Source organism: Nocardia sp. NPDC003183, from assembly GCF_053590715.1.
The window spans coordinates 423,761-444,004 of sequence record NZ_JBSFTG010000004.1; the positions used below are offsets into that span (position 1 = coordinate 423,761).

Here is a 20,244-nt window from a genome sequence, read left to right on the forward strand (position 1 = left end):
AGCCCGCGACCGCCCGGGCCGGGTAGCCCGTGGATGTCTCTACCCAAAGGGGCCCGCCCCGATCTGGACTGACCGAAGGGTGCGACGAAGGAGTACCCGTAGGGAGGGAAGATCGGGGCCTCCAGGGCCCCGCTCGAGCGCGCCAGCGCTCCAAAAACACAGCCCCCAACTAACCCGGACCCGGTAAACCCCGATGCGCCCTCACCGACCCCACCCAGCCGACCGCCACGCGGTAGCTGTGCACGATATCCCCGATCTTCGAGTCCGAAACCCCGCCGACGCCAGCCGCTAAAGTTGCAGTGTGCCGTCTATTGCGTATTTCGGGCCGTCCGGGACCTTCACCGAGATGGCTCTGGCGAAGTTCGAGAACTCGGGGGCCTTCGACGGGCCGGTCGAGCGGATTGCCGCGCCCAGTCAAGGGGCGGCGCTCGACCTGATCCGGACCGGCGAGGTCGACGGCGCGGTGGTGCCGATCGAGAGTTCGGTCGAGGGCTCGATCCCGGCGACCCTGGATTCCCTCGCCATCGGACCGCGCTTGCAGATCATGGCCGAAACCGAGCTCGAGGTCACCTTCACGATCCTGGCGCGCCCGGGCACCTCGCTGGCCGATGTGCGCACACTCGCCGCCTATCCCGTGGCGGCCGCGCAGGTCAGGGAGTGGGTGGCCCGGAACATGCCGGAGGCGCGCCCGTTCACCTCGGCGTCCAACGCGGCAGCTGCCGAAGACGTGGCCGCGGGCACCGCGGACGCCGCGATCTCGACCGCGCTGGCAGGCGAACGACTCGGCCTGCAGACCCTGGCCGCGGGGGTGGCCGACCACGACCAGGCCATCACCCGCTTCGTGCTGGTCACCCAGCCGGGCATCGCCCCCGCGGCCACCGGCGCCGACCGGACCTCCGTCGTCCTCGAACTGCCCAACGAGCCCGGTTCGCTGATGCGCGCGTTCGCCGAATTCGCCACGCGTGGGGTCGATCTCACGCGCATCGAATCGCGCCCGACCCGCACCGGCATGGGCACCTACCGGTTCTATCTCGACTGTGTCGGACACCTCGACGACCCGGCGGTAGCGGAAACTCTGAAGGCCCTGCACCGCACGACCCAGGTCCGCTTCCTCGGATCATGGCCCGCGACAGCGGCAGTCGGCACACCTCCGCCGTCGGACGAACCGGCCGCAGAATGGTTGACGCAATTGCGAAAGGGGGTCGCGGACCTATGACTACCCGCGCGAAACTGATTCTGGTGCGCCACGGCGAGACCGAGGGCAATGTCGCGAAGATTCTCGACACCGCCGTGCCCGGCCTGCCGCTGACCGAACGTGGTGTGGCGCAAGCGAAAGCGTTCGGCGCGGGCCTGGAGCGCGCGCCCCAGGTACTGGTGTCGTCGGACGCATTACGCGCCCGGCAGACCGCGAGTCACATCGAAGAAGCCACCGGCACACCGGCTTACGTTCTCGACGGCCTGTACGAGGTGCAGGTGGGCGATCTGCACGGCCGCTCCGACCGGGAAGCGCACGAACTCTTCCAGCAGATCTATCGCGGCTGGCACCTCGGCGAACTCGACGTGCGAGCCCCCGGCGGCGAATCCGGCCACGAAGTGCTGGCCCGCATCCTGCCCGTCCTCGACGGCCTGCGCGAGGAATTCCTGACCGCCGACGCCGACGCCGACGTGGTGGTGGTGAACCACGGCGCCGCGATGCGCCTGGTCGGCAAGGCGCTGGCCGGGGTGGCGCCGCCGTTCACAACGAACAACCACCTCGACAACACCGAAACCATCGAACTGCTCCCCACCGAGGACGGTGGCTGGGAATGCCTACGCTGGGGCAGATTCACCCCGCCGTTCACCATCAAAGCCGACCCTTCCGCCGACGACCCCATGGGTTAAACGCTCCGGCTGCGCCTACGGTTTACGGCTAAGTTGTGGGGGCGTTTGGTGGGCGGTTGCGGTGGGGCGGGGTGGGCTTACGCCGGGTTAGCGGCTGCCGCGGTAGGGAATTCGGTGCGGACCGGGAGGGACTCGATGAGGTCGGCTACCGCGGTGCGGAGGCGGGCGTTGGTGCCGCTGGCGATGGACGACCATTTCACGCCGTCGTCGGCGACGCTGGCGGTGATGATGAATCTGCCTGCGCGCGTGTTGAAGACGGCGATGTGGTTGTCCTGGACATCGCGGGTGCCGTCGCCGTAGGCCACGCCGACGATCTCGGCGTAGGAGTGGATCTCCACCAGCGCCGAGGCCAGTGCCTGCGCGTCGGTGGCCGGATTGCCCACCTCGGCCAGGCGTTTCGTGGTGGCGGCCGCGTCGCCGGTGTCGCCGAAGATCGGCGCCAATTGTTCGGTGGGGGCGTTCATCCCGTACAGCTCGAGCGCTTCGACCGGTCCGAGCGCCTGCAGCACCGCGCCGGGCAGATCGAGCCCGGCGTCGTCGATGACGTAGGACTGCGGCCCGCGCAGGGCGACGACCGCGCGGTCGTCGCCCTGCGCCAGACAGAATCGGTTGACCTGGCCTGCCACCACCCACCGCAGCGCGATGATCCACTGCGGCCGGTAGAGCACCCGCAGCCGTTCGGCGAGCTCGGGTGCCACCGCCTGGCCGAACAGCAGCTCGCGTTCGGCCAGGGCGGTCTGTGCCACGTTCATGGCGGCGTCGTGCGCGGTGACGTTGTCATAGCGGCCCATGGCGTCGAGCACCACGGGCATCTCGTCGAATTCCAGTTTCTCCAGGAGGAACTGCATGTCGTCGAGCGAGAGCACGACGGCGCCGAGCAGCGAACCTCCGCTGCCCGTGCCGAGAACCGTCACTTGGCCGTTCCGGCGAGGTCGGCGCCGATCACACCTTCGGCCGCGTAGCGGCCGTCGGTGAATTCGTCGGAGCGCACGTAGTCGACGCCATCGTGCTCGTCGTCTTCCTCGCCCTTCTGCCGGTTGCCCATCAGCGGGTTGGTGCCGCTGTTGGCGTTGCGCACGGGTGCGCTCTCGACCCGGTTGACGACCGATTCCGAGACCGGCGCGCTCGCTGCCGCGTTCGAGGCGGGCGCACCCCAGCCCTCGGGCAGCTTCAGCGACCCCGCGCTGACGCCACCGAGACCGGCCGAGGTGGTGGCCATGCCGCCCACCGCGGCACCGGCGGCGCCGACACCCGCCATGACAGGCGCGGCGGCGGTGCCCGCGGGCACGGTGGCCGTGGCCGCCGAGATCGCGGAAGCGCCGATGTTGCCGACCGTGCTGACGCCGCCGGTGAGCACGCCACCCGCGGTGTTGGCCGCCTGGGTGGCCGCGCTGACCACACCGGGGTTGGAGACGAAGGCCTGCGCCGCGGCGACCGCGGTCTGCAGCGGATCGCCACCGCCGAAGTCGCCCTGCGAGGCGGAACCCGCACCGCTGGCGATGGCGGGCGGCATGGTGAACTCGCTGGGGACGGCGACGGTGGCCGAGGTAGCGGCCTCGTAGGTCTCCATCACCAGCGCGGCGCGGATGTCCATGGCATTGCGCGCGACTTCGGCGACCTCGAAGGCGCCGGAGACGACACCGGGCGGGTTGGCCGAAGCGGCCACCGCGCTGTTGGTGGCGACGATCTCGGGCAGGCTCGGCATCGCGATCGAGGCGACGGTGTAGGCGGTGGCGTTGGCCGCGCACTTGGCACTGATCGCCGCGGACGCGATGCCCTGCTGGCTGGCCCAGCCCGCGAACGGCGCAAGACGGGCGAGCACGGCGATGCCGTTGACACCCTGGAGGCCGACACCGACTTCGGCGATCACGCGCGTGATGGTGAAGGCGGCGTCGCCCCACGCGGCGGCCAGCGTGCCCCACGAGGTGGCGGCGGCGCTGATCGGGATCGCGTGTGCGCCCGCGTTGAGGGTGGTGGAGTTCACTTCGGCCATACGAGGCAGCCAGAACACCCCGGTGATCCCTGCGGTCATGTTTGTTTCTCCCCTGAGTAAATGATCGTCGACAGGATCTCGGTGCGACTACACCTGGACGGCGTTGATCGTCGCCGCGCGAGCCACGTCTTCCCCGATGTGAGTGGTCAGCTGCGAGCGCAGGGTCGCGGCCGCGTGATGCAGCTCGAGGATCGCCTGGGCGACCGAACCGTCGTGCTTGCCCGCCGCGGTGTTGAAGTGGGTCGCCGCGAGCAGCGACACCTCTTCGGCGCCGGAAGGCAGCACGTGCGTGGTCGGCCCGGCGAGCCCGGCCGCGATGGCGAGGCGCTCGGCGAGCAGATCCAGCTCCGCGGATGCGGCGAGGACGATTTCAGGTGCAACGAGAACGTGTCCAACCATGACCCGACTCCTTCTGGTGGCGGCTATCGGGAACCACGAGAATTCCCCCTACGAGTACTAGGACGCGAGAGCGGTTCATTCGGTTCCATCGATTCCCCACCCAGTTTCGCTAACCCCATCCCAGCTCATGCAACCGGTCGTCGTCAATCCCGAAATGGTGTGCTATTTCATGGATCACGGTGATCGCGACTTCTTCGACCACCTCGTCGTCGCTGTTGCAGATGTCGAGAATAGCCTCACGATAGATCGTGATCGTATCCGGCAACGATCCGGCGTAGTAGCTGTCGCGCTCGGTGAGAGCGATGCCGTGGTACAGCCCGAGCAGCGACGGTTCCTCGTCGTTTCGGGGCTCTACCAGCACCACAACATTGTCTATGGCACTGGACAGTTCCGCCGGGATCTGGTCGAGGGCATCACTGACCAGCTCCTCGAAACGCCGCTCCGGCATCCGCTCGGACAACGTCACCTCGGCTGGGGCTGCGGCGGCAGTGGCGCGGCCCCCGGCAGCGGCGCCGGGGTGGAACGTCCGGTGTTGGGCGGGGGCACCGGGGCCTGTCCGTCGATCAGGATCTCGCCGCGGGCCGAGCCGACGATGGGCGCGAAACCCTCACGGTCGGCGCCTTTTCCGAGCCAGCAGTCCAATTTGTGGCTGCCCGCGAGCCAGCTGGCGGGCTCCAGATAGTCGAAGAACAGGGTGAGTGTCTTGTTGCGGATGGCATCGGGGCTGCCGAGGTAGTCGCCCGAGAGCCGGTTGCACTCGGCCTCGACGAACTTGTCCTGATCGGCTTCCGACGGCGGTCCGCCGGTGAAGGCGGTGGCCAGGTCGACGGTGCCGACGATCTCCACCGAGTGCGGCTGGGCGCAGTCGACCGGGTCGGTGGGCAGGTTCTGATTGATGCCGAGGCAGGTGCCGGTGGCATGGGTCTTGGACTGATCACTCTCGGCGAGAGTGCCGGTGGTGGCCGGGCTCGTGGCGGTGGCCGCGACCTGGACACCGCAGCGCAGAGTCCGGTCGCCGTGCTGCCAACCGGCCGGGCTCGGCGACATCACATTCACCATGAACTTGCCGCGCGGGTCGAACCGGCCGCCCAGGTATTTCTGGACAGCGGTCACGCAGTGCTCGTCGCGCAGCTCGGTCATGCGCAGCGAATCGGGGTGACGGGTGCCGTCGGCGAACTCACGCCCCGGATAGGCGCTGAGGTCGATGACACCCGCCACCTCGAACAGGTGCTTGTCGCCGCAGCCCACCTTCACGAGGTCGCTGCGGTCGGGTTTGGACCAGGTCAGGCAGTCGCCCTGCGCGGCGCTGCTGAACTCTTTGTCACGCACCACCGGTTCGGCGCCGGGTTGGTGCGCTTCCACCTTGTCGGTGTCGAAGCCTGTCACGGCCATGGTGACCATGGCCGCGACGATCGCCCCGAGGGCGCCTATCAGCAGCCCCCAACGCAGTTTCGTCGCGGACAGGTGCAGGGCGCCGCCGCGACTGGGCGCGGCGGGTCCCTCGGCTGGGTTGCTCTGCTTCTTCGACATCGTCGACGAGTGTATTTGTCGCGGCGGACTGCCGGGTCAGCCCCGCAGAGCTGACACGAAGATGCCCGGTATGCGGCGCAGTTTGCCGTCGCCGTAGAAGTCGGTCAGTTTGCGTCCGGTGGAGGTGCCGGTCTTGTTCGAGACGAACCACGGCGGCTTCGGGGTCAGGGCGAATTCACCGCGCAGAATCGAGCGCGGAGCGGGGCGGAAGGGACCGCGGACCACGGTGCGTTCCACATCGTCGAGGAGGAAGGCGTTGTGTACGACGCCGATGCCGCTCTGGATGTCGTCGATGGTGTGGCCGGGGTAGGCGCCCCAGCTGGCGCGCGGCGTCAGGAACGCGAGACCGGTCCAGGCGTTGAGGGCGACGGTGCCGTAGCGCAGGTCCTCGATCGCGGTGTCGAGTTTCGCGCCGAGCTCGGTGATGGTCGCGGGGTCGGCGATGATGTTGGCGCCGAGCGTGCCCATCAGCTCCGCATTGGCGAAGTCGACCGCGTTGCCGAGGAATTCGGCCCCGGCGCCGGGGAGCTCGACCACGCCGAGCACCGGCGAGAAGTACTCGGTGCGCAGCAGCGGAGTGTCGCCTGCGGGCAGGTTCTCGACCAGGAGGCGGCCGTTGGCGCGGGCGGCGTCGGGGTAGCTCGCCAGCGCGCCCGCTACGCGGTTGTCGCTGCCCGGGTAGTAGGCGGTGCGCGCGGGAGCGTTGTCGATCGCGGCGCGCAGTTCGGTGAGGAACTGCTCCTTGAGCGGCCAGTCCGCGGCGAGTACCACCGTCTGCGCGGCGACACAGTTGTAGCCGCCGTTGTGCAGGCGCTGGGTGGCCACGTGCTCGGCCTGGAACTTCAGATCGGCGGCCGACCACTCACCGGGCACCACGATGCACGGCGCGACACCGCCGAGCTCGCTGGTGATCGGCTTGTCCAGGATGGGCTCGCCGGTCTTGTCCGCGCCCTGACCCCAGACGATCGCGTCGTGGGTCGGCGCGCCGCCGGTCATGTGCACGTGCGCGACCAGCGGATGGTTCACCAGGTAGCCGCCCTCGGGGGCCCCGCCGGTGAGGATGCGTACCACGCCGAGCTCGATGAACGGCGCGAAGATCGCCTGGAACACCGGCAGCAGCGGATCGGTGATCGGGTTGAGCTTGAGCGCGACGACGCGGTTGTTGGCGTAGAGCTCGTAGAGGGTGTCCAGCGGCGCGATCGACATGATGTTGCCCGCGCCGAGCACCGCGCCCACACCGTTGGTCTTCGCGGGGTCGCGCTGGGCCAGGCCGGCCTTGCGGCGCGCGGTCGCGGCATCGACGCCGGGCTTCAGCCACACATCGGCGCTGAATCCACTCAGCAGCAGCTTGTCGTAGACGCCGTGCGGCAGCGCGGGCACCGCCACCCGGCCGCCGGGGGCGGTGGTGAGGTCGACACCGTCGAGCGGGCTCGCACCCTTCTCGAGCGCCGCCATCGACTCGCTCAGCGCCTGCGCGCCCGCGAGCATCGTCATCGGGCCCGACATCCACTCCTCCCCGAGCAGCGGGCTGTCGGCGTCGAGTTTCTTGATGGTGCGGGCGGCCGCGACCCACGCCTCGGCGTCGCGGGCGGTGAGCGCGTGCAGTTCGTCGAGCAGTTCGCGGCGGCGACGCAGGTCGGTCGCGGCCCAGGTCTTTTCCCCTTGGGTGAGATCGGCGAGCGCGGTATCGATGACGGCGGTGTCGAAAGAGGTACTCACACCGCAACTATGCCCCTGTGCTGCCCGATTGGCACTTCAACTAGGCTGTTTTCTCATGATCGACCTCCGATTCCTGCGCGAGAACCCGGAAGCCGTCCGTGCCTCGCAGCGGACCCGCGGTGAGGACCCCGCGCTCGTCGACGCCCTGCTCGAAGCCGACGCCGCGCGCCGGGCCGCCGTGGCCACCGCCGACAACTTGCGCGCCGAACACAAGGCCATGGGCAAGGTGATCGGCAAGGCGAGCAAAGAGGAGCGCCCCGCGCTGCTGGCCGCCGCCACCGACATGTCCACCAAGGTCAAAGAGGCCGAGCTCGCCGAGAACGCCGCCGACGCCGAACTCGACGCCGCGCAGCGCGCCATCTCCAATGTCGTGCAGGACGGCGCGCCCGCGGGCGGCGAGGACGACTATGTCGTGCTCGAAACCATCGGCGCCCCACCAGTTTTCGACTTCGAGCCCAAGGATCACCTCGAGCTGGGCGAGTCGCTGCACCTGTTCGACATGGAACGTGGCGCCAAGGTGTCGGGCTCGCGGTTCTACTTCATGACCGGCTACGGCGCGTTGCTGCAGATGGGTCTGCTGCAGCTGGCCGCGCAGAAAGCCGTGGCCAACGGGTTCACCATGATGATCCCGCCGGTGCTCGTGCGACCGGAGATCATGGCGGGAACCGGGTTCCTCGGTCAGCATTCGGCCGAGGTCTACCACCTCGAAGAGGACGACCTCTACCTCGTGGGGACCTCGGAGGTGCCGCTGGCCGGCTACCACTCCGACGAGATCCTCGATCTGAGTGCGGGCCCGAAGCGCTATGCGGGCTGGTCGTCGTGCTTCCGCCGCGAGGCCGGTAGCTACGGCAAGGACACCCGCGGCATCATCCGCGTGCATCAGTTCGACAAGGTCGAGATGTTCGTCTACACCACCCCTGAGCAGGCCGATGCCGAGCATCAGCGGCTGCTGGCCTGGGAGCGCGAGATGCTGGCCGCCATCGATGTGCCCTACCGGGTGATCGACGTGGCGGGTGGCGACCTGGGTAGCTCGGCGGCGCGCAAATTCGACTGCGAGGCCTGGGTGCCCACTCAGCAGACCTACCGCGAACTCACCTCCACCTCGAACTGCACCACTTTCCAGGCGCGCAGGCTCTCGGTCCGCTACCGCGACGAGAACGGGAAAGCGCAGATCGCGGCCACGTTGAACGGCACTTTGGCCACGACGCGCTGGATTGTGGCGATCCTGGAGAACCACCAGCAGGCCGACGGTTCGGTGCGGGTGCCCGAGGCGCTGGTCCCGTTCGTCGGTACCGATATCCTGAAGCCGTAAGATGCTCAGTGTTTGCTGGCGACCCATTTGCCGGATGTGGCAAACACCCTGACCCATCAACATCTAGGCTGGTGCACGTGCGAGGAATCGGGGCGCGCGGCGATACCCGAACCCGGGTGCGGGCGGCATCGGCGTTGGCGACGGCAAAGGTCATGGCCAGGACAACGGGGGCGTTCTACGTTCTCGGTGGTGTTCTCGGCCTGATGATCACTGCCGTCGCGCCGGGCGACGACGGCAATCGCGCCGTGGTCGGCACCGCGGCGGCGATCTCGGTGGTTCTCGGTCTCACGCTGCTCGCGTGGGGTCCGCGGATGCCGCACGGCCTGCACCACGCCTACCTCGCCACCGCGGCGGTGCTCGTCGCGATCGCGGTGTACGACTTCCCCAACCTGGTCGGCGCCATCACCCTGGCCTCGTTCTTCGTCTTCGTCGCCTGCGACGCGGCGCTGTTCTTCGCCTGGACCCAGGCCGCCGCGCACATCGGTTTCGCGATGGTGCTGTGCCTGCTGGTGTTGCCCGCGCGCGGGTTGCCGTGGTGGTCCGGGCTGATCCCGGCCGGTGTCACCTTCGGCGCCGGCGTGGTGGTCGGCATCCTCACCAGGATGGCGTCGGAAGCCGATATCGACGTGCTCACCGGCCTGCTCAACCGGCGCGGTTTCGAGAAGCAGCTCAACCCGGCGATCGACGCGGCCGGTCGCGGTGGTCAGGGCATGGCCCTGGTGCTGGTCGACCTCGACCGATTCCAGAAGATCAACGATCACCTCGGCCACCGCGCGGGCGACGCCGTCCTGCAGCGGGTCGCCGATACCTGGCTCGACCTGCTCGCGCCCGGCCAGGTGCTGGCCCGCTTCGGCGGCGACGTGTTCGCGCTGCTGTTGCCCGGGACCACCGAGCAGGCCGCGATCCTGCTCACCGAACAACTGCGGGCCGCGGTGACCATGGGCTGCTCGGCCGGTGTCACCTCCTGGCAGCCGGGCGAGTCCGGTTCGCTGCTGGTCAGCCGTGCCGACGTGGGCCTGTACCGGGCCAAGCAGGCGGGCCGCAACCGCACGGTGCTGGAATCGTCGCGTCAGCTCCCACTAGCGGTGGAACTGCGCGAGGCCATCGACCGCGGTGCGCTCGACGTGCACTACCAGCCGATCGTCAGCCTCACCGAGGACGGCGGCCAGGCGGTCGGCGTCGAGGCGCTGCTGCGCTGGTCGTCGAGCGCGCAGCCCGAGGTCACCACCGAGGGCCTGATCCGTGTCGCCGAGGAATACGACCTCATCTCCGACCTGGACGAGCTGGTCCTGCGCCGCGCCTGCGCCGACGCCGCTCGCCTGCAGGAGAGCTTCGCGTCGCTGAACCTCACCCTCAACGTGAACGTCTCCGGCCTCGAACTGGCCGAGACCGAATACGCCGAGCGGGTCGCGACCATCCTGTCCGATACCGGCTGGCCCGCCGACCAGCTCGTCCTCGAGGTGACCGAGAGCGAACTCGCCGCCGAATCCCAGACCGCGATCACCAACCTGCACACCCTGCGCGACCGTGGCGTGCGCATCGCCATCGACGATTTCGGCACCGGTTACTCCTCGCTGAGCCGCCTGGCCACCATCCCCAGCGACATCCTCAAGGTCGACCAGTCCTTCGTCGCCGCCATCCGCTCCGATTCCCCCGCCCCTCCGCTGCTCAGCGTCATCGCCGCGCTGAGCAAATCGCTCGACCTGCAGGTCATCGCCGAGGGCGTGGAAACCGAATACCAGGCCGCCGTCCTCACCGAACTCGGCTTCGCCCTGGCCCAGGGCTACCACTACAGCGACTCGCACCCGGTCTCGGAGCTCATCAACGATCTCAACGACGGCCGTCCGCTGGTGAGCGCCACCGACGAGGACGATTCCCTTGCCGCCAACGGCTGGATCCCGCTCGGATAATCGCTTGACCCGGCCGGTCGTGGCGCGAACGATAGAACCCATGCGGATGCTCGTCTACGGCTGTTGATCTTTCCCGCTCCGGCACGCGGTGGCCTGGTTGAGGCGTGAGCCGACCGGCGTCGGCGACCTCACGGTGCGCGCGGTCCTGTTCAAGGGCACCCGCGACCTGCTACCGATCTATGCCCTCTACGGCGTTCTCTTCGCCGATCACGGGCTGAGTACCGCGCAGATCTCGCTGCTGTTGGCGATCTGGTCGGTGACGGCGTTCCTGCTCGAGGTGCCATCCGGCGCGTGGGCCGACACGGTGCCGCGTCGTCGCCTGCTCGTCCTGAGCTGTGTGTTGCAGGCCGCGTGTTTCACCCTCTGGATGCTGGTGCCGTCGTTCGCCGGCTTCGCGCTCGGCTTCCTCGTCTGGGGTATCGCGAGCGCACTGGAATCGGGAACCTTCGAGGCGCTGATCTACGACGATCTGGTCGCGCGCGGTGCACCGTCCGCCTACCCGCGAATCATGGGGTGGACGCGCGGTGCGCAGGAGAGCACCGTGCTCGTGGCGATCATCGCCGCCGCCCCGCTCTTCGCCATCGGCGGCTATGCGCTGGTGGGCTGGGTCAGCGTCGGTGTCGGCCTCCTGCACACGCTGACCGCGCTGGCTCTGCCCAGCGCGCCCGTCGCCATCTCCGCCACCGCTGTCGACGATCTCGAGGACGAGCCCGCACCCGGACCGGTGGGCCCGCACGTCAAACCGGGAGCGGTGGCGCCACAGTCGAGTTCGCCCGGTTCCACCTCGTCGCGCTATCTCGCCATGCTCAAAACGGGTCTCGCCGAAGCACTTCACGTCCGCCGGGTGCGTCGAGGCGTGCTGCTCGGCGCGCTGCTGTACGGCGTCACCGCCTTCGATGAGTACTTCGGCTTGCTCGCGGTGTCCGGCGGCGCGTCGACCAGTACGTCGGCGCTGCTGGTCGGCGTCACCGTCGCGGGTTCGCTGATCGGTTCGCTGCTGGCGGGCCGCACCGAGGTCGTGTCGGCTCGCACGTTGGCCATCGCGCTGTTCGTCGCCGGAATCCTGTTCATCGCGGGCGCGTTGGCGGTCGGGGTGGCGGCGGGCCCCGCGCTGGTCTGGGTGGGATTCGTCGGCATCGGCATCGCCTACGGCATCGACTTCAACGCCGAGGTCATCGCGGGTGCACGGCTTCAGGACGCGATCGAGGGCCCGGCCAGGGCCACCGTCACCTCGGTGTCCGGGCTGCTCTCCGAGATCGTCGCGCTGGGTGTGTTCGCGTTCGTCGCGGCCGCGACGCAGTGGCTCGCGATGTCGACGACTATCGCGCTGCTCGGATCGGTGTTGCTGGTCGCCGCCGCGTTGACGCCCACCTGGCTGCCGCCGCGTCACGGCACCGAGCGTGATAGGACTGAGAACGCAACCCCTGAGCAAGGGGGAGACTTCGGGTAGCACCCACCTCGCACCAAGGACGCCCATACGTGACGCCGACCGCCAACCGTCGAGGTCCCGGACGAGCGAGCTTCGCTGGGAGGCGCAAGACCGCTGGGCTCGTGTTCGGGTTCGCTATCGGGGCGGGAGTCGCAGTACAGGGGCGGATCAACGGTGCGCTGGGTGCGCGGCTGGCCGACGGGATCGCGGCGGCCACCATCAGCTTCGGCACCGGGCTCATCGCTCTGCTGATCGCCTTCGCTGTCAGCCCGGCGCTGCGCGCGGGCGTCACCAAGGTGCGTGTGGCGGTATCGGAGGGCAGGTTGGCGCCCTGGCAGTTGCTCGGCGGATTGTGCGGCGCGTTCTTCGTAGCGGCACAGGGACTCACCATCGCGGCGATCGGCGTCACCGCGTTCACTGTCGCGGTGGTCGCGGGCCAGCTCCTGAGCAGCCTCGTGGTCGACCGGCTCGGCCTCGCCCCGAACGGCCGAACCCCGATCACCGCGTGGCGCCTCGTCGCGGCCGCCCTCGGCATCACCGGGGTCGTGCTCTCGGCAGGCGGCAGTTCCGCCCCGGCCACCGTCACCACCGGCGTCCCGGATATCCCAGCCCTGCTCATCGTCCTGCCCGCCCTCGCGGGCATCGGTCTGGCCTGGCAACAGGCGGTCAACGGCCGGGTCGGCGCCACCGGCGGCCCCTTCACCGCCACCCTGCTCAACTTCGGCGTTGGCCTGACCGCGCTGCTCCTGCTCGACCTGTACACCCTGGCCACCACGGGCCTGCCCACCGAATTCCCCACCGATCTCTGGCTCTACACCGGCGGCTTGATCGGCGTCGCGTTCATCGCCCTGGCCGCCGTGACGGTCGGCCTGATCGGCGTCCTGCTGCTCGGCCTCACCTCGGTGGCCGGCCAGCTGGTCGCGGCGATGGTGCTCGACGCCGCCGACGCGAGACTGTCGCTCACCACCGTCGTGAGCTGTGCGATCGTGCTGGCGGCGGTGGTGGTGGCGAGCCGGAGCAGTCGCTGACCCAGACGCCGAAATGCTAGGTTTCAGGCGAACTGCGGCTGGGATCTCGGCCGTTTCGCCGGGTGCGGCGGAGAGCGAGTTGGGGGAGTACCGAATTGATCGAGCCGCTGTCGACGAGTGACTCGCCGATGATCGGACGCTATCGGGTGCGCGGTGTGCTCGGTGCGGGCGGAATGGGCCGGGTCGTCCTGGCGACGGGCCCCGACGGGCGCTTCGTCGCGATCAAGCAGATTCATTCGCATCTGCTCGACGATCGTGAGTTCCGGGCGCGGTTCGAGCGTGAAGTCGCCATCTCCGCCCGGGTGTCGGGGGCATTCACGGCGGCGGTGGTCGATTTCGAGACCACCGGCGAAACACCTTGGCTCGCTTCGGTCTTCATCGCAGGGGTGGGGCTGGACAAAGCGGTGCGCGAGCTGGGCCCACTGCCGGTCCCCGCGTTGCGCACCCTGGCTTCCGGCATGGCCTCCGCGCTGCACTCGATCCACAGCACCGGCCTGGTGCATCGAGATCTCAAACCCGCCAACGTGATTCTGGCCGCCGACGGACCGCGCGTGATCGACTTCGGCATCGCGCAGGCGGTCGGTACCGGCGCCGCGCTCACCGAAGTGGGTGCCGTGGTCGGCTCGCCCGCGTACATGTCACCGGAACAGGCGAACAGCGAACCGATCACCTCCGCGAGCGATGTCTTCTCCCTCGGCTCGCTGCTGTGCATGGCCGCGACGGGAACGGCACCGTTCGCGGCGTCCTCCGCTCCCTACACCCTGTTCAACATCGTCCACAGCGAGCCGCAACTCGACGATGTCCCCGCGCCGCTGCGCGATCTGATCGCGGGTTGTCTGCGCAAGGACCCGAGGGCCAGACCGACACCCGCTCAGATCCTGGACTACCTGGGGGTCCTGCCCGTTCAGGCACACCCGTGGCCCGCGCCTGTCCATGCCGAAATCGCCGCCCAGACACAAAAACTGGTCGCGCTGACCTCGGACCCCGAAGCGACGCAGATCATTCCGGCGTACACGCCGATCGCACCGCCACCTGCCCCGGTGCCTGCCGAGAAGCGCCGGACCGCACTTCGGCTGGGAATAGTCGCGGCGACCGCGGTGGTGATCGCGGGCGCGCTCACCGCGGTTGTCTTGCGCGCCAACGACTCCGCGACAACACCTCAGGACACGCCGCAGGCGATACCGACCGCGACGCTCCCCGGCCTGGACCAACTGCGTGGCACCGATGCGTGCACCTGGGTGCCGCAGGCACTCGGAAAGACCCTGCCCACCGAGGTCGCCGCGAAGGCCTCGCCGGATGTCTCGTCCTGGCGCTGGCAGGCGACGTCGAGTTGGGGATGTGACGGCAACTCGGGTGGCGCGCGCATCGCCGTCGAGATCGGTGCCGCGCTGGACGGATTCGCGTCCGGCAAGCAGGTGGTCAACGGCTACTCGATTGCCCGCCGCGGCGACGACTGCGCGTTCGCCATCGAGGGCGGCGGGCAAGCCGCGCGCTGGGGCATCATCGTCGACACCTTCACGCGCACTGAATGCCGCCTCGCCGACCACGTCCTGGAAAGACTCACCGCCTCGCTCGGTGAGCTGCGTCCCGACGCCGCCGCGCAGCTGTCGCTGTCGTCGGTGGATCCCTGTGCACTGGTAGACAATTCGGCCTTCGCCGCGCTCGGCCCCGCGAGCGCGAAGTCCGCGCACAGCTGTGAGTGGGCGGGTGACTCCACCGTGCGGATCACGTTGTCGCAGCCACGGCGACGAGCGACCTCCATGGAGGAGAAGGTGATCGATATCGGCGACGGTGTGCTGGTCGAGGATCTCGGCAGCGTAATGCTGGGATTGAACGAATGCCGCCGGGTGTATCAGTTCCGCAAGGTCGGCGAGACCTTTCGCGAGGATGTCGAAGTGTCGGTCAGCAACCCGAACCAGCGTGAGGGGCAACTGTGCGCGGTCGCCGATCCGCTCGTGAAGCAGGCGGTGGGGCGGTTGCCCGCGCGGTAGCGGCGCTGAACTCGCAGGTGATAGTTTCACGGCAGAGTTCGGGAGGGGCCCGGCGTTTGACGCTGCGGTCGGAGGGGAATGTACGTGCGTAATCGGTTGTGTTGGCCGGCGGCGTTGTTGTCGCTCACCCTGCTCACCGCGGCATGCGGTGACAACACCGCACCCGATCACGGTGACTATGCCCTCGAACCGGTGGCGGGCGACTACGACGACGCGCCGAGTACGGTGCGCGGAACGCTGGTGGAATCCGTGCGCATCGGCGAGCGGTTGCTGTTCGCCGACCGCGTCGACCCGGAATTGACCGAGGGTGACGGCGGCGGGCTGATCGTCGGAATACGCGGCGTCGACAATCTGCTCTCGGGCGTGCAGCGAACCGCACTCGGACCGTTCGACGTGCTGGCCGGCTACGGCGCGATCGCGAGCAACGGCCAGTCGGACAACGAATCGAAGCACAAGCTGCTGTCGATCGCGATCCTGTCCCTACCCGATGAAGCCCAGGCGACGGCGGCCGCCCAGGCGATGGCTGCCGCGGATTTCGCCGCGAACACCGAGAACGCGCCCCTGGCTCTCCCGGAATATCCTGCCGCACTGTCACATTGGCGACCCGGTGTGCCGACGGCCGGGAGCTGGCTGGTGTGGAAGAACCTGGTGATCAGGTTGTACGCCAAGATCATCGAGCCCAGTCCCGAACTGTTGACCGATCTGCTCACACGGACCTACCGAGCACAGCTGTCCGAGCTCGGCACCTTCGTTCCGACGCCCGCCGCCGACGTGCCGAAATTGAAGCTCGACAGTGACAAGTTGCTCACCCGGGTGGTGAAAACCGGCGACTACTGGCCCGACAAGTGGGATTTCATGGTTTACGGGCCGCGTTCCTATGCCCTGTTGCGCGACGATCCGTCGGTCAACCTGGGTGAGTTCGAACAGAGCGCGATCGACGCGATCGCGGTGTCGTACAACAAGTTCCTGTACCGCACGCGTGACAGCGAAGCCGCGATGACCTACGCCGACATAGAGGAAAGGCATTCGCTGGCTGCCGATTACACCCCGCTGGCGGGTCCGCCGGGACTTTCGGGTGTTTCCTGCTACCGCGCGGCGCGGCCGGACAACAGATCGGTTCCCGCCCGGCGGTTCTCCTGCCTGGTGCGCCACAACGAGTTCGTGGTCCGCCTCTACAGCAATCAGGAAACCGATATTCGGCAGCAGGCGGTCGCGCAGCACGCGCTCCTGAGCGGGTCGTGGTGAGCACGGGAGGCGCGGCGATGAAACCGCTGGGTTCGCAGGATCCCGAACAGCTGGGCCGCTATCGCCTGCTGGCCGTGATCGGCCGGGGTGGCATGGGACAGGTGCTGCTCGGCCAGGGTCAGGACGGCCGGCTGGTCGCGGTGAAGCAGATCCACCGCCAGTTCACCGGCAATCCGGAATTCCGTGCCAGGTTCCGGCGAGAGGTGCTCGCGTCACAGCAGGTCACCGGCGCCTACACCGCGGGCGTGGTCGACCACGACGCGGAATCCGAAACGCCATGGCTGGCTTCCGAATACATCGCGGGCCCCGGCTTGCAGGACATGGTCGGCGAGTTCGGCCGCCTGAACCTGAGCGGGCTGAAACTCCTGGCCACCGGCCTGGCGATGGCGCTGCTCGAGATCCACCGCACCGGTTTGGTGCACCGCGACCTCAAGCCGAGCAACATCCTGCTCACCAACGACGGTCCACGCGTGATCGACTTCGGCATCGCCAGGGCGCTCGAGGACGACGTCAACCTCACCGCCACCGGTGCCGTGATCGGCTCGCCCGCTTATATGTCGCCCGAACAGGCCGAATGCCGCCCACTCACACCGGCTTCCGATGTGTTCGCCGTCGGTGCGGTCCTCGCGATGGCGGCCACCGGCGCGAGCCCGTTCGACGCGGCCTCCACCCCGCAGGTTCTCTACAACGTGCTCTACAGCTCCCCGGACACCACCGGAATTCCGGAGCCGATCCGGGCGTTGGTCGATGCCTGCCTCGCAAAGGACCCGTCGGCGCGACCGACCCCCGAGCAGTTGCTCGACGCGGCGAGCCGGATCGACGCCGAACCCGTCTGGCCGGTCCGGATTCGCCGGCGCATCGCCGACTGTCAGGCCGAGGCGGGTCGCTGGGCTGACGGAACCGCCTCTGCCGCAGCGTCGACCGCGCCCGAACAGCCGAAGCCGAAGTGGGCGAGAACGGTTCCCGTTGCCGCGGCGGTCTCGGCACTGGTGCTTGCGGCCATCGCGTTCTGGGGCGTCGGCGTCGAGGGCAATGCGGTGGCGATGGACGATCCGCCACTGGCGCTGACCCACGACGAATCCCGCCGCCTCGACATCTGCGCCTTGCTCGATCCGTCGGTGCTCGGTGAACTGGGCACGGCGACAAGTGAAGTAGTGCCGAACAGCTTCGGCGGCTGCACTGTCGGGTATCGGGATCGGGCCGGTCGCAAGATGTCTTTCAGTCTGGATACCAGCGAGAATGTCGCTGAAGTGCGCGATGACAAAGAGCCGATGGGCAGCACCATCAATTGGATGCCGGTGCTCGGACGCTACAAGGAGTCCGCCTCCTGTGACCGCATGGTGGTGACGCAGAGCGGTTTGCCGATGGTACTGAAGATGAGTGCGAGCACCTTTCCGCCCGCGGGCGACCTCTGCCCGGAGTCCGAACGTGCACTCGCGGCGGTGGTCCGGCGACTGTCGGTCAATCCGCCCCTGCGGACCTATCCGCAGGGCTCGCTGCTGCCGCTCGACCCGTGCTCGCTGATCGACCTCGCGGCGATTCGTTCGTCGCTCGGTGACCTCGTGCGCTCATCGACTCCCCACGGTTGCGGGTTTACCGGCGCCAACGGCTACTTCGCGGTCGACATCGGCGAGAACATCCGGCCGGACAATGTCACGGGTGGAAGGGTCCGGCAAACACGCGCGATCGGGGAGCGCACGGTCTATCTCGACGGCAGCGGTCCCACATACTGCACCTTCATCTTCATGGTGATGCCGACCAAGGACGATCAGGCCGAGCAACTGCGGGCCTCCTACTACCCGAACACCGCACAGGCCGACGGTAACTGCGAGACCGCCGCCGATTTGTTCGGACCCGTACTCGAGAAGTTGCCCCCATCATGACGATCCATCCGCCCGGTCCCAGCGATCCACCCACCATCGGCCGCTACCGAGTGCTCGGCACCCTCGAGTCCGCGGCCGGATTCCGGTCCGTGCTGGCCTCCTGCCCCGATGACTCGCTGGTCGTGGTGCGACAGGCGCTACCGGAACTTCTCGACGAGCCGGATTTCCGGATCAGGATGCGGCACAGCGCGATTGCCGCGATGCGTGTCTCCGGTTCCGCCAACACCACGGTGATCGATGTCGACGCCGACGCGGAAAAACCGTGGGTGGCATCAGCATTCGTGCCAGGCGTGCGCCTCGACACCGCCGTAGCCGAGCACGGGCCACTGCCTGTGCCTGCCGTTCGTGCCCTGGCCGCCGCGCTCGCCTCCGCACTGCGGACCGTGCATGCCGCAGGCCTCGTGCATCAGCGCATCCGGGCCGACACGGTGCTGTTGGCCAGGGACAGTGGCCGTCTCGGTGAAGTCGGTATCACCCCGGCCGCCGGGACCGCCACTGCGACGGCGACGGGCACGCCGGACTTCCTGTCGCCGGAGCAGTCGCTCGGGTACGAGCTGACGCCGGCTTCGGACGTGTTCTCCCTCGGTTCCGTCCTCGCTTTCGCCGCCTCCGGCGTCGCACCGTTCGCCGCACCGTCGGTGCCGTACACGCTGTTCAACATCGCCCAGCGCGAACCCGATCTGAGCCGGGTGCCGGAGCCACTGTTCGAGATGCTGGCCGCGTGCCTGCGCAAGGATCCGGCAGCCCGCCCCACGCCAGGACAGATCCTCGACTATCTCGGTGCCCAGCCGAGCGGTCCGCCACCGTGGCCCGCCCCCGTGCTCGATGACATCGGGCGCCAGCAACACGAGATCTCGGCGCTGCTGGCCGCCCTGCCCGCGATCACCGCACCGGAACCCGTACCTGGACGGCCTTTTTCGGTGGTCATCACCGAATCGGGTCGTGCGGCCGTCGAATACGGCAGGCGTGCACTGGAATCCGGTCGTCGTCGTTGGAGTGCGGCGAGTCCGAGGGCGCGCGGCGGTCTGGCAGGTGGACTGGCGGCACTGCTCGTGGCGCTCGCCGGGATCAGTTACTTCGCGACACGCGAAGAAAGCGAGCCGGGACCGGTGACCGGGCTGACCCTGGCGCAGTTGCGGCAGATCGATGCCTGCCCCTGGCTGACCTCGGCCCTCGGCGACTCGGTGCCGGTCGCGCCGACCCCACTGGCCGCGGCCACATGGGAGCTGAGTCCGTCCCCGAGCTGGGGGTGTAGCGCCAGTTCCAACCGCTACGCCCTCTACCTCTACCTGGGGCAGGAGGACGAATACCTGACGCCGAACAAGACGGTGGTAGAAGGGGTTCCGATCATCGACGGGAGCGCGGCAGCCTGTACGCGAGCCATCGCGAGCCCAGGCGCCGAGCACGAGTCCGGCATCGTCATCGTCCTCAGCAATCCGTCCGGGGTGAAGGAATGCGCGGGCCTCGACTACATCGCGGCCAACCTCGCCCGGTCACTGACGACCGCGCCGCGCGCCGAGGGCAGGGACTCCTCGCTGGCGCTGCTGGAACCGTGCGCGCTGCTCGACCGCGCCGCCGTCGCCGAGAAGATCGGCGTCCTGCCGCCCGAGCCCACGATCGCCGACGCGCACACCTGCCGGTGGGACGGGCGCGTGCGAGTCACCCTGGAGATGGTCAGCACCAGCACGAGCACTACGGGCAAGGACCTGGAGCTCGTCACGGTCGACGGGGTCCAGGTGTATCTCGGCAAGGGCGGTTCGAAGGCCATCTGCTCCCGCGCCTTCCTGATGCCGGATGCCGGGCAGGAGACCATCGAGGTCTCGGTACACGGAACCGAGGGATTCCGCGACGACTATTGCGCGATTGCCTCGTCCCTCCTGCGACAGGCGGTCGGGAAACTGCCCGAGCGCTGAGACAAGCCCGG

16 protein-coding genes are annotated in these 20,244 nt (G+C 68.6%); 10 read left to right on the forward strand and 6 right to left on the reverse strand.

Going from position 1 to position 20,244, the window contains the following annotated elements; all coding sequences use genetic code 11:
• Positions 1–301 precede the first annotated feature (301 nt).
• Positions 302–1,216, forward strand: coding sequence for a prephenate dehydratase (gene pheA, locus ACWDXS_RS17870; protein WP_378989441.1), 915 nt, complete (start codon positions 302–304; stop codon positions 1,214–1,216).
• The gene (locus ACWDXS_RS17875; RefSeq protein ID WP_379313866.1) at positions 1,213–1,881 is read left to right on the forward strand and encodes a histidine phosphatase family protein; all 669 of its coding nucleotides are present in this window, start codon (positions 1,213–1,215) and stop codon (positions 1,879–1,881) included. Before pheA ends, ACWDXS_RS17875 begins: the two co-directional genes overlap by 4 nt.
• 77 nt (positions 1,882–1,958) lie before the next feature.
• On the opposite strand, the gene ACWDXS_RS17880 is transcribed toward ACWDXS_RS17875, so the two are convergent.
• The 6 genes from ACWDXS_RS17880 to ACWDXS_RS17905 form a co-directional block, all read right to left on the reverse strand.
• Positions 1,959–2,795, reverse strand: coding sequence for an ESX secretion-associated protein EspG (locus ACWDXS_RS17880; protein WP_379313865.1), 837 nt, complete (start codon positions 2,793–2,795; stop codon positions 1,959–1,961).
• Complete coding sequence (locus tag ACWDXS_RS17885) at positions 2,792–3,913, reverse strand: PPE family protein (protein ID WP_387445996.1); 1,122 nt, start codon at positions 3,911–3,913, stop codon at positions 2,792–2,794. Before ACWDXS_RS17885 ends, ACWDXS_RS17880 begins: the two co-directional genes overlap by 4 nt.
• A 48-nt stretch (positions 3,914–3,961) precedes the next feature.
• Positions 3,962–4,273: a PE family protein gene (locus ACWDXS_RS17890; protein WP_378637867.1), complete on the reverse strand. Its 312-nt coding sequence runs from the start codon at positions 4,271–4,273 to the stop codon at positions 3,962–3,964.
• A gap of 109 nt (positions 4,274–4,382) precedes the next feature.
• On the reverse strand, positions 4,383–4,721 hold the full coding sequence (locus ACWDXS_RS17895) for a metallopeptidase family protein (protein ID WP_378661368.1): 339 nt from the start codon (positions 4,719–4,721) through the stop codon (positions 4,383–4,385).
• 14 nt (positions 4,722–4,735) lie between these two features.
• A complete protein-coding gene (locus tag ACWDXS_RS17900) occupies positions 4,736–5,803 on the reverse strand; it encodes a septum formation family protein (RefSeq protein WP_387445995.1) in 1,068 nt (355 codons plus the stop codon).
• Positions 5,804–5,839: 36 nt separating this feature from the next.
• Complete coding sequence (locus ACWDXS_RS17905) at positions 5,840–7,522, reverse strand: aldehyde dehydrogenase family protein (protein WP_379313862.1); 1,683 nt, start codon at positions 7,520–7,522, stop codon at positions 5,840–5,842.
• A gap of 55 nt (positions 7,523–7,577) precedes the next feature.
• On the opposite strand from ACWDXS_RS17905, the gene serS reads away from it, so the two are divergent.
• The 8 genes from serS to ACWDXS_RS17945 all read left to right on the forward strand — a co-directional run bounded on the left by serS (position 7,578) and on the right by ACWDXS_RS17945 (position 20,233).
• Positions 7,578–8,834 carry a serine--tRNA ligase gene (gene serS / locus ACWDXS_RS17910; RefSeq protein WP_449966852.1) on the forward strand — a complete coding sequence of 419 codons (1,257 nt, stop codon included), beginning with the start codon at positions 7,578–7,580 and terminating at the stop codon, positions 8,832–8,834.
• Positions 8,835–8,911: 77 nt separating this feature from the next.
• Positions 8,912–10,744, forward strand: coding sequence for a putative bifunctional diguanylate cyclase/phosphodiesterase (locus tag ACWDXS_RS17915; protein ID WP_378637876.1), 1,833 nt, complete (start codon positions 8,912–8,914; stop codon positions 10,742–10,744).
• 88 nt (positions 10,745–10,832) lie between these two features.
• Positions 10,833–12,194 carry an MFS transporter gene (locus tag ACWDXS_RS17920; protein ID WP_449966855.1) on the forward strand — a complete coding sequence of 454 codons (1,362 nt, stop codon included), beginning with the start codon at positions 10,833–10,835 and terminating at the stop codon, positions 12,192–12,194.
• A gap of 101 nt (positions 12,195–12,295) precedes the next feature.
• A complete protein-coding gene (locus tag ACWDXS_RS17925; protein ID WP_449966858.1) occupies positions 12,296–13,201 on the forward strand; it encodes a DMT family transporter in 906 nt (301 codons plus the stop codon).
• 128 nt (positions 13,202–13,329) lie between these two features.
• On the forward strand, positions 13,330–15,192 hold the full coding sequence (locus ACWDXS_RS17930; RefSeq protein ID WP_449966861.1) for a protein kinase domain-containing protein: 1,863 nt from the start codon (positions 13,330–13,332) through the stop codon (positions 15,190–15,192).
• Between the two features lie 78 nt (positions 15,193–15,270).
• Positions 15,271–16,437, forward strand: a complete 1,167-nt coding sequence (locus tag ACWDXS_RS17935; protein WP_449966864.1) for a DUF7373 family lipoprotein — start codon at positions 15,271–15,273, stop codon at positions 16,435–16,437.
• 17 nt (positions 16,438–16,454) lie between these two features.
• On the forward strand, positions 16,455–18,320 hold the full coding sequence (locus ACWDXS_RS17940) for a serine/threonine-protein kinase (RefSeq protein ID WP_449966867.1): 1,866 nt from the start codon (positions 16,455–16,457) through the stop codon (positions 18,318–18,320).
• Complete coding sequence (locus ACWDXS_RS17945) at positions 18,317–20,233, forward strand: protein kinase domain-containing protein (protein ID WP_449966870.1); 1,917 nt, start codon at positions 18,317–18,319, stop codon at positions 20,231–20,233. The genes ACWDXS_RS17940 and ACWDXS_RS17945 overlap by 4 nt, the downstream gene beginning before the upstream one ends.
• Positions 20,234–20,244: the final 11 nt, after the last annotated feature.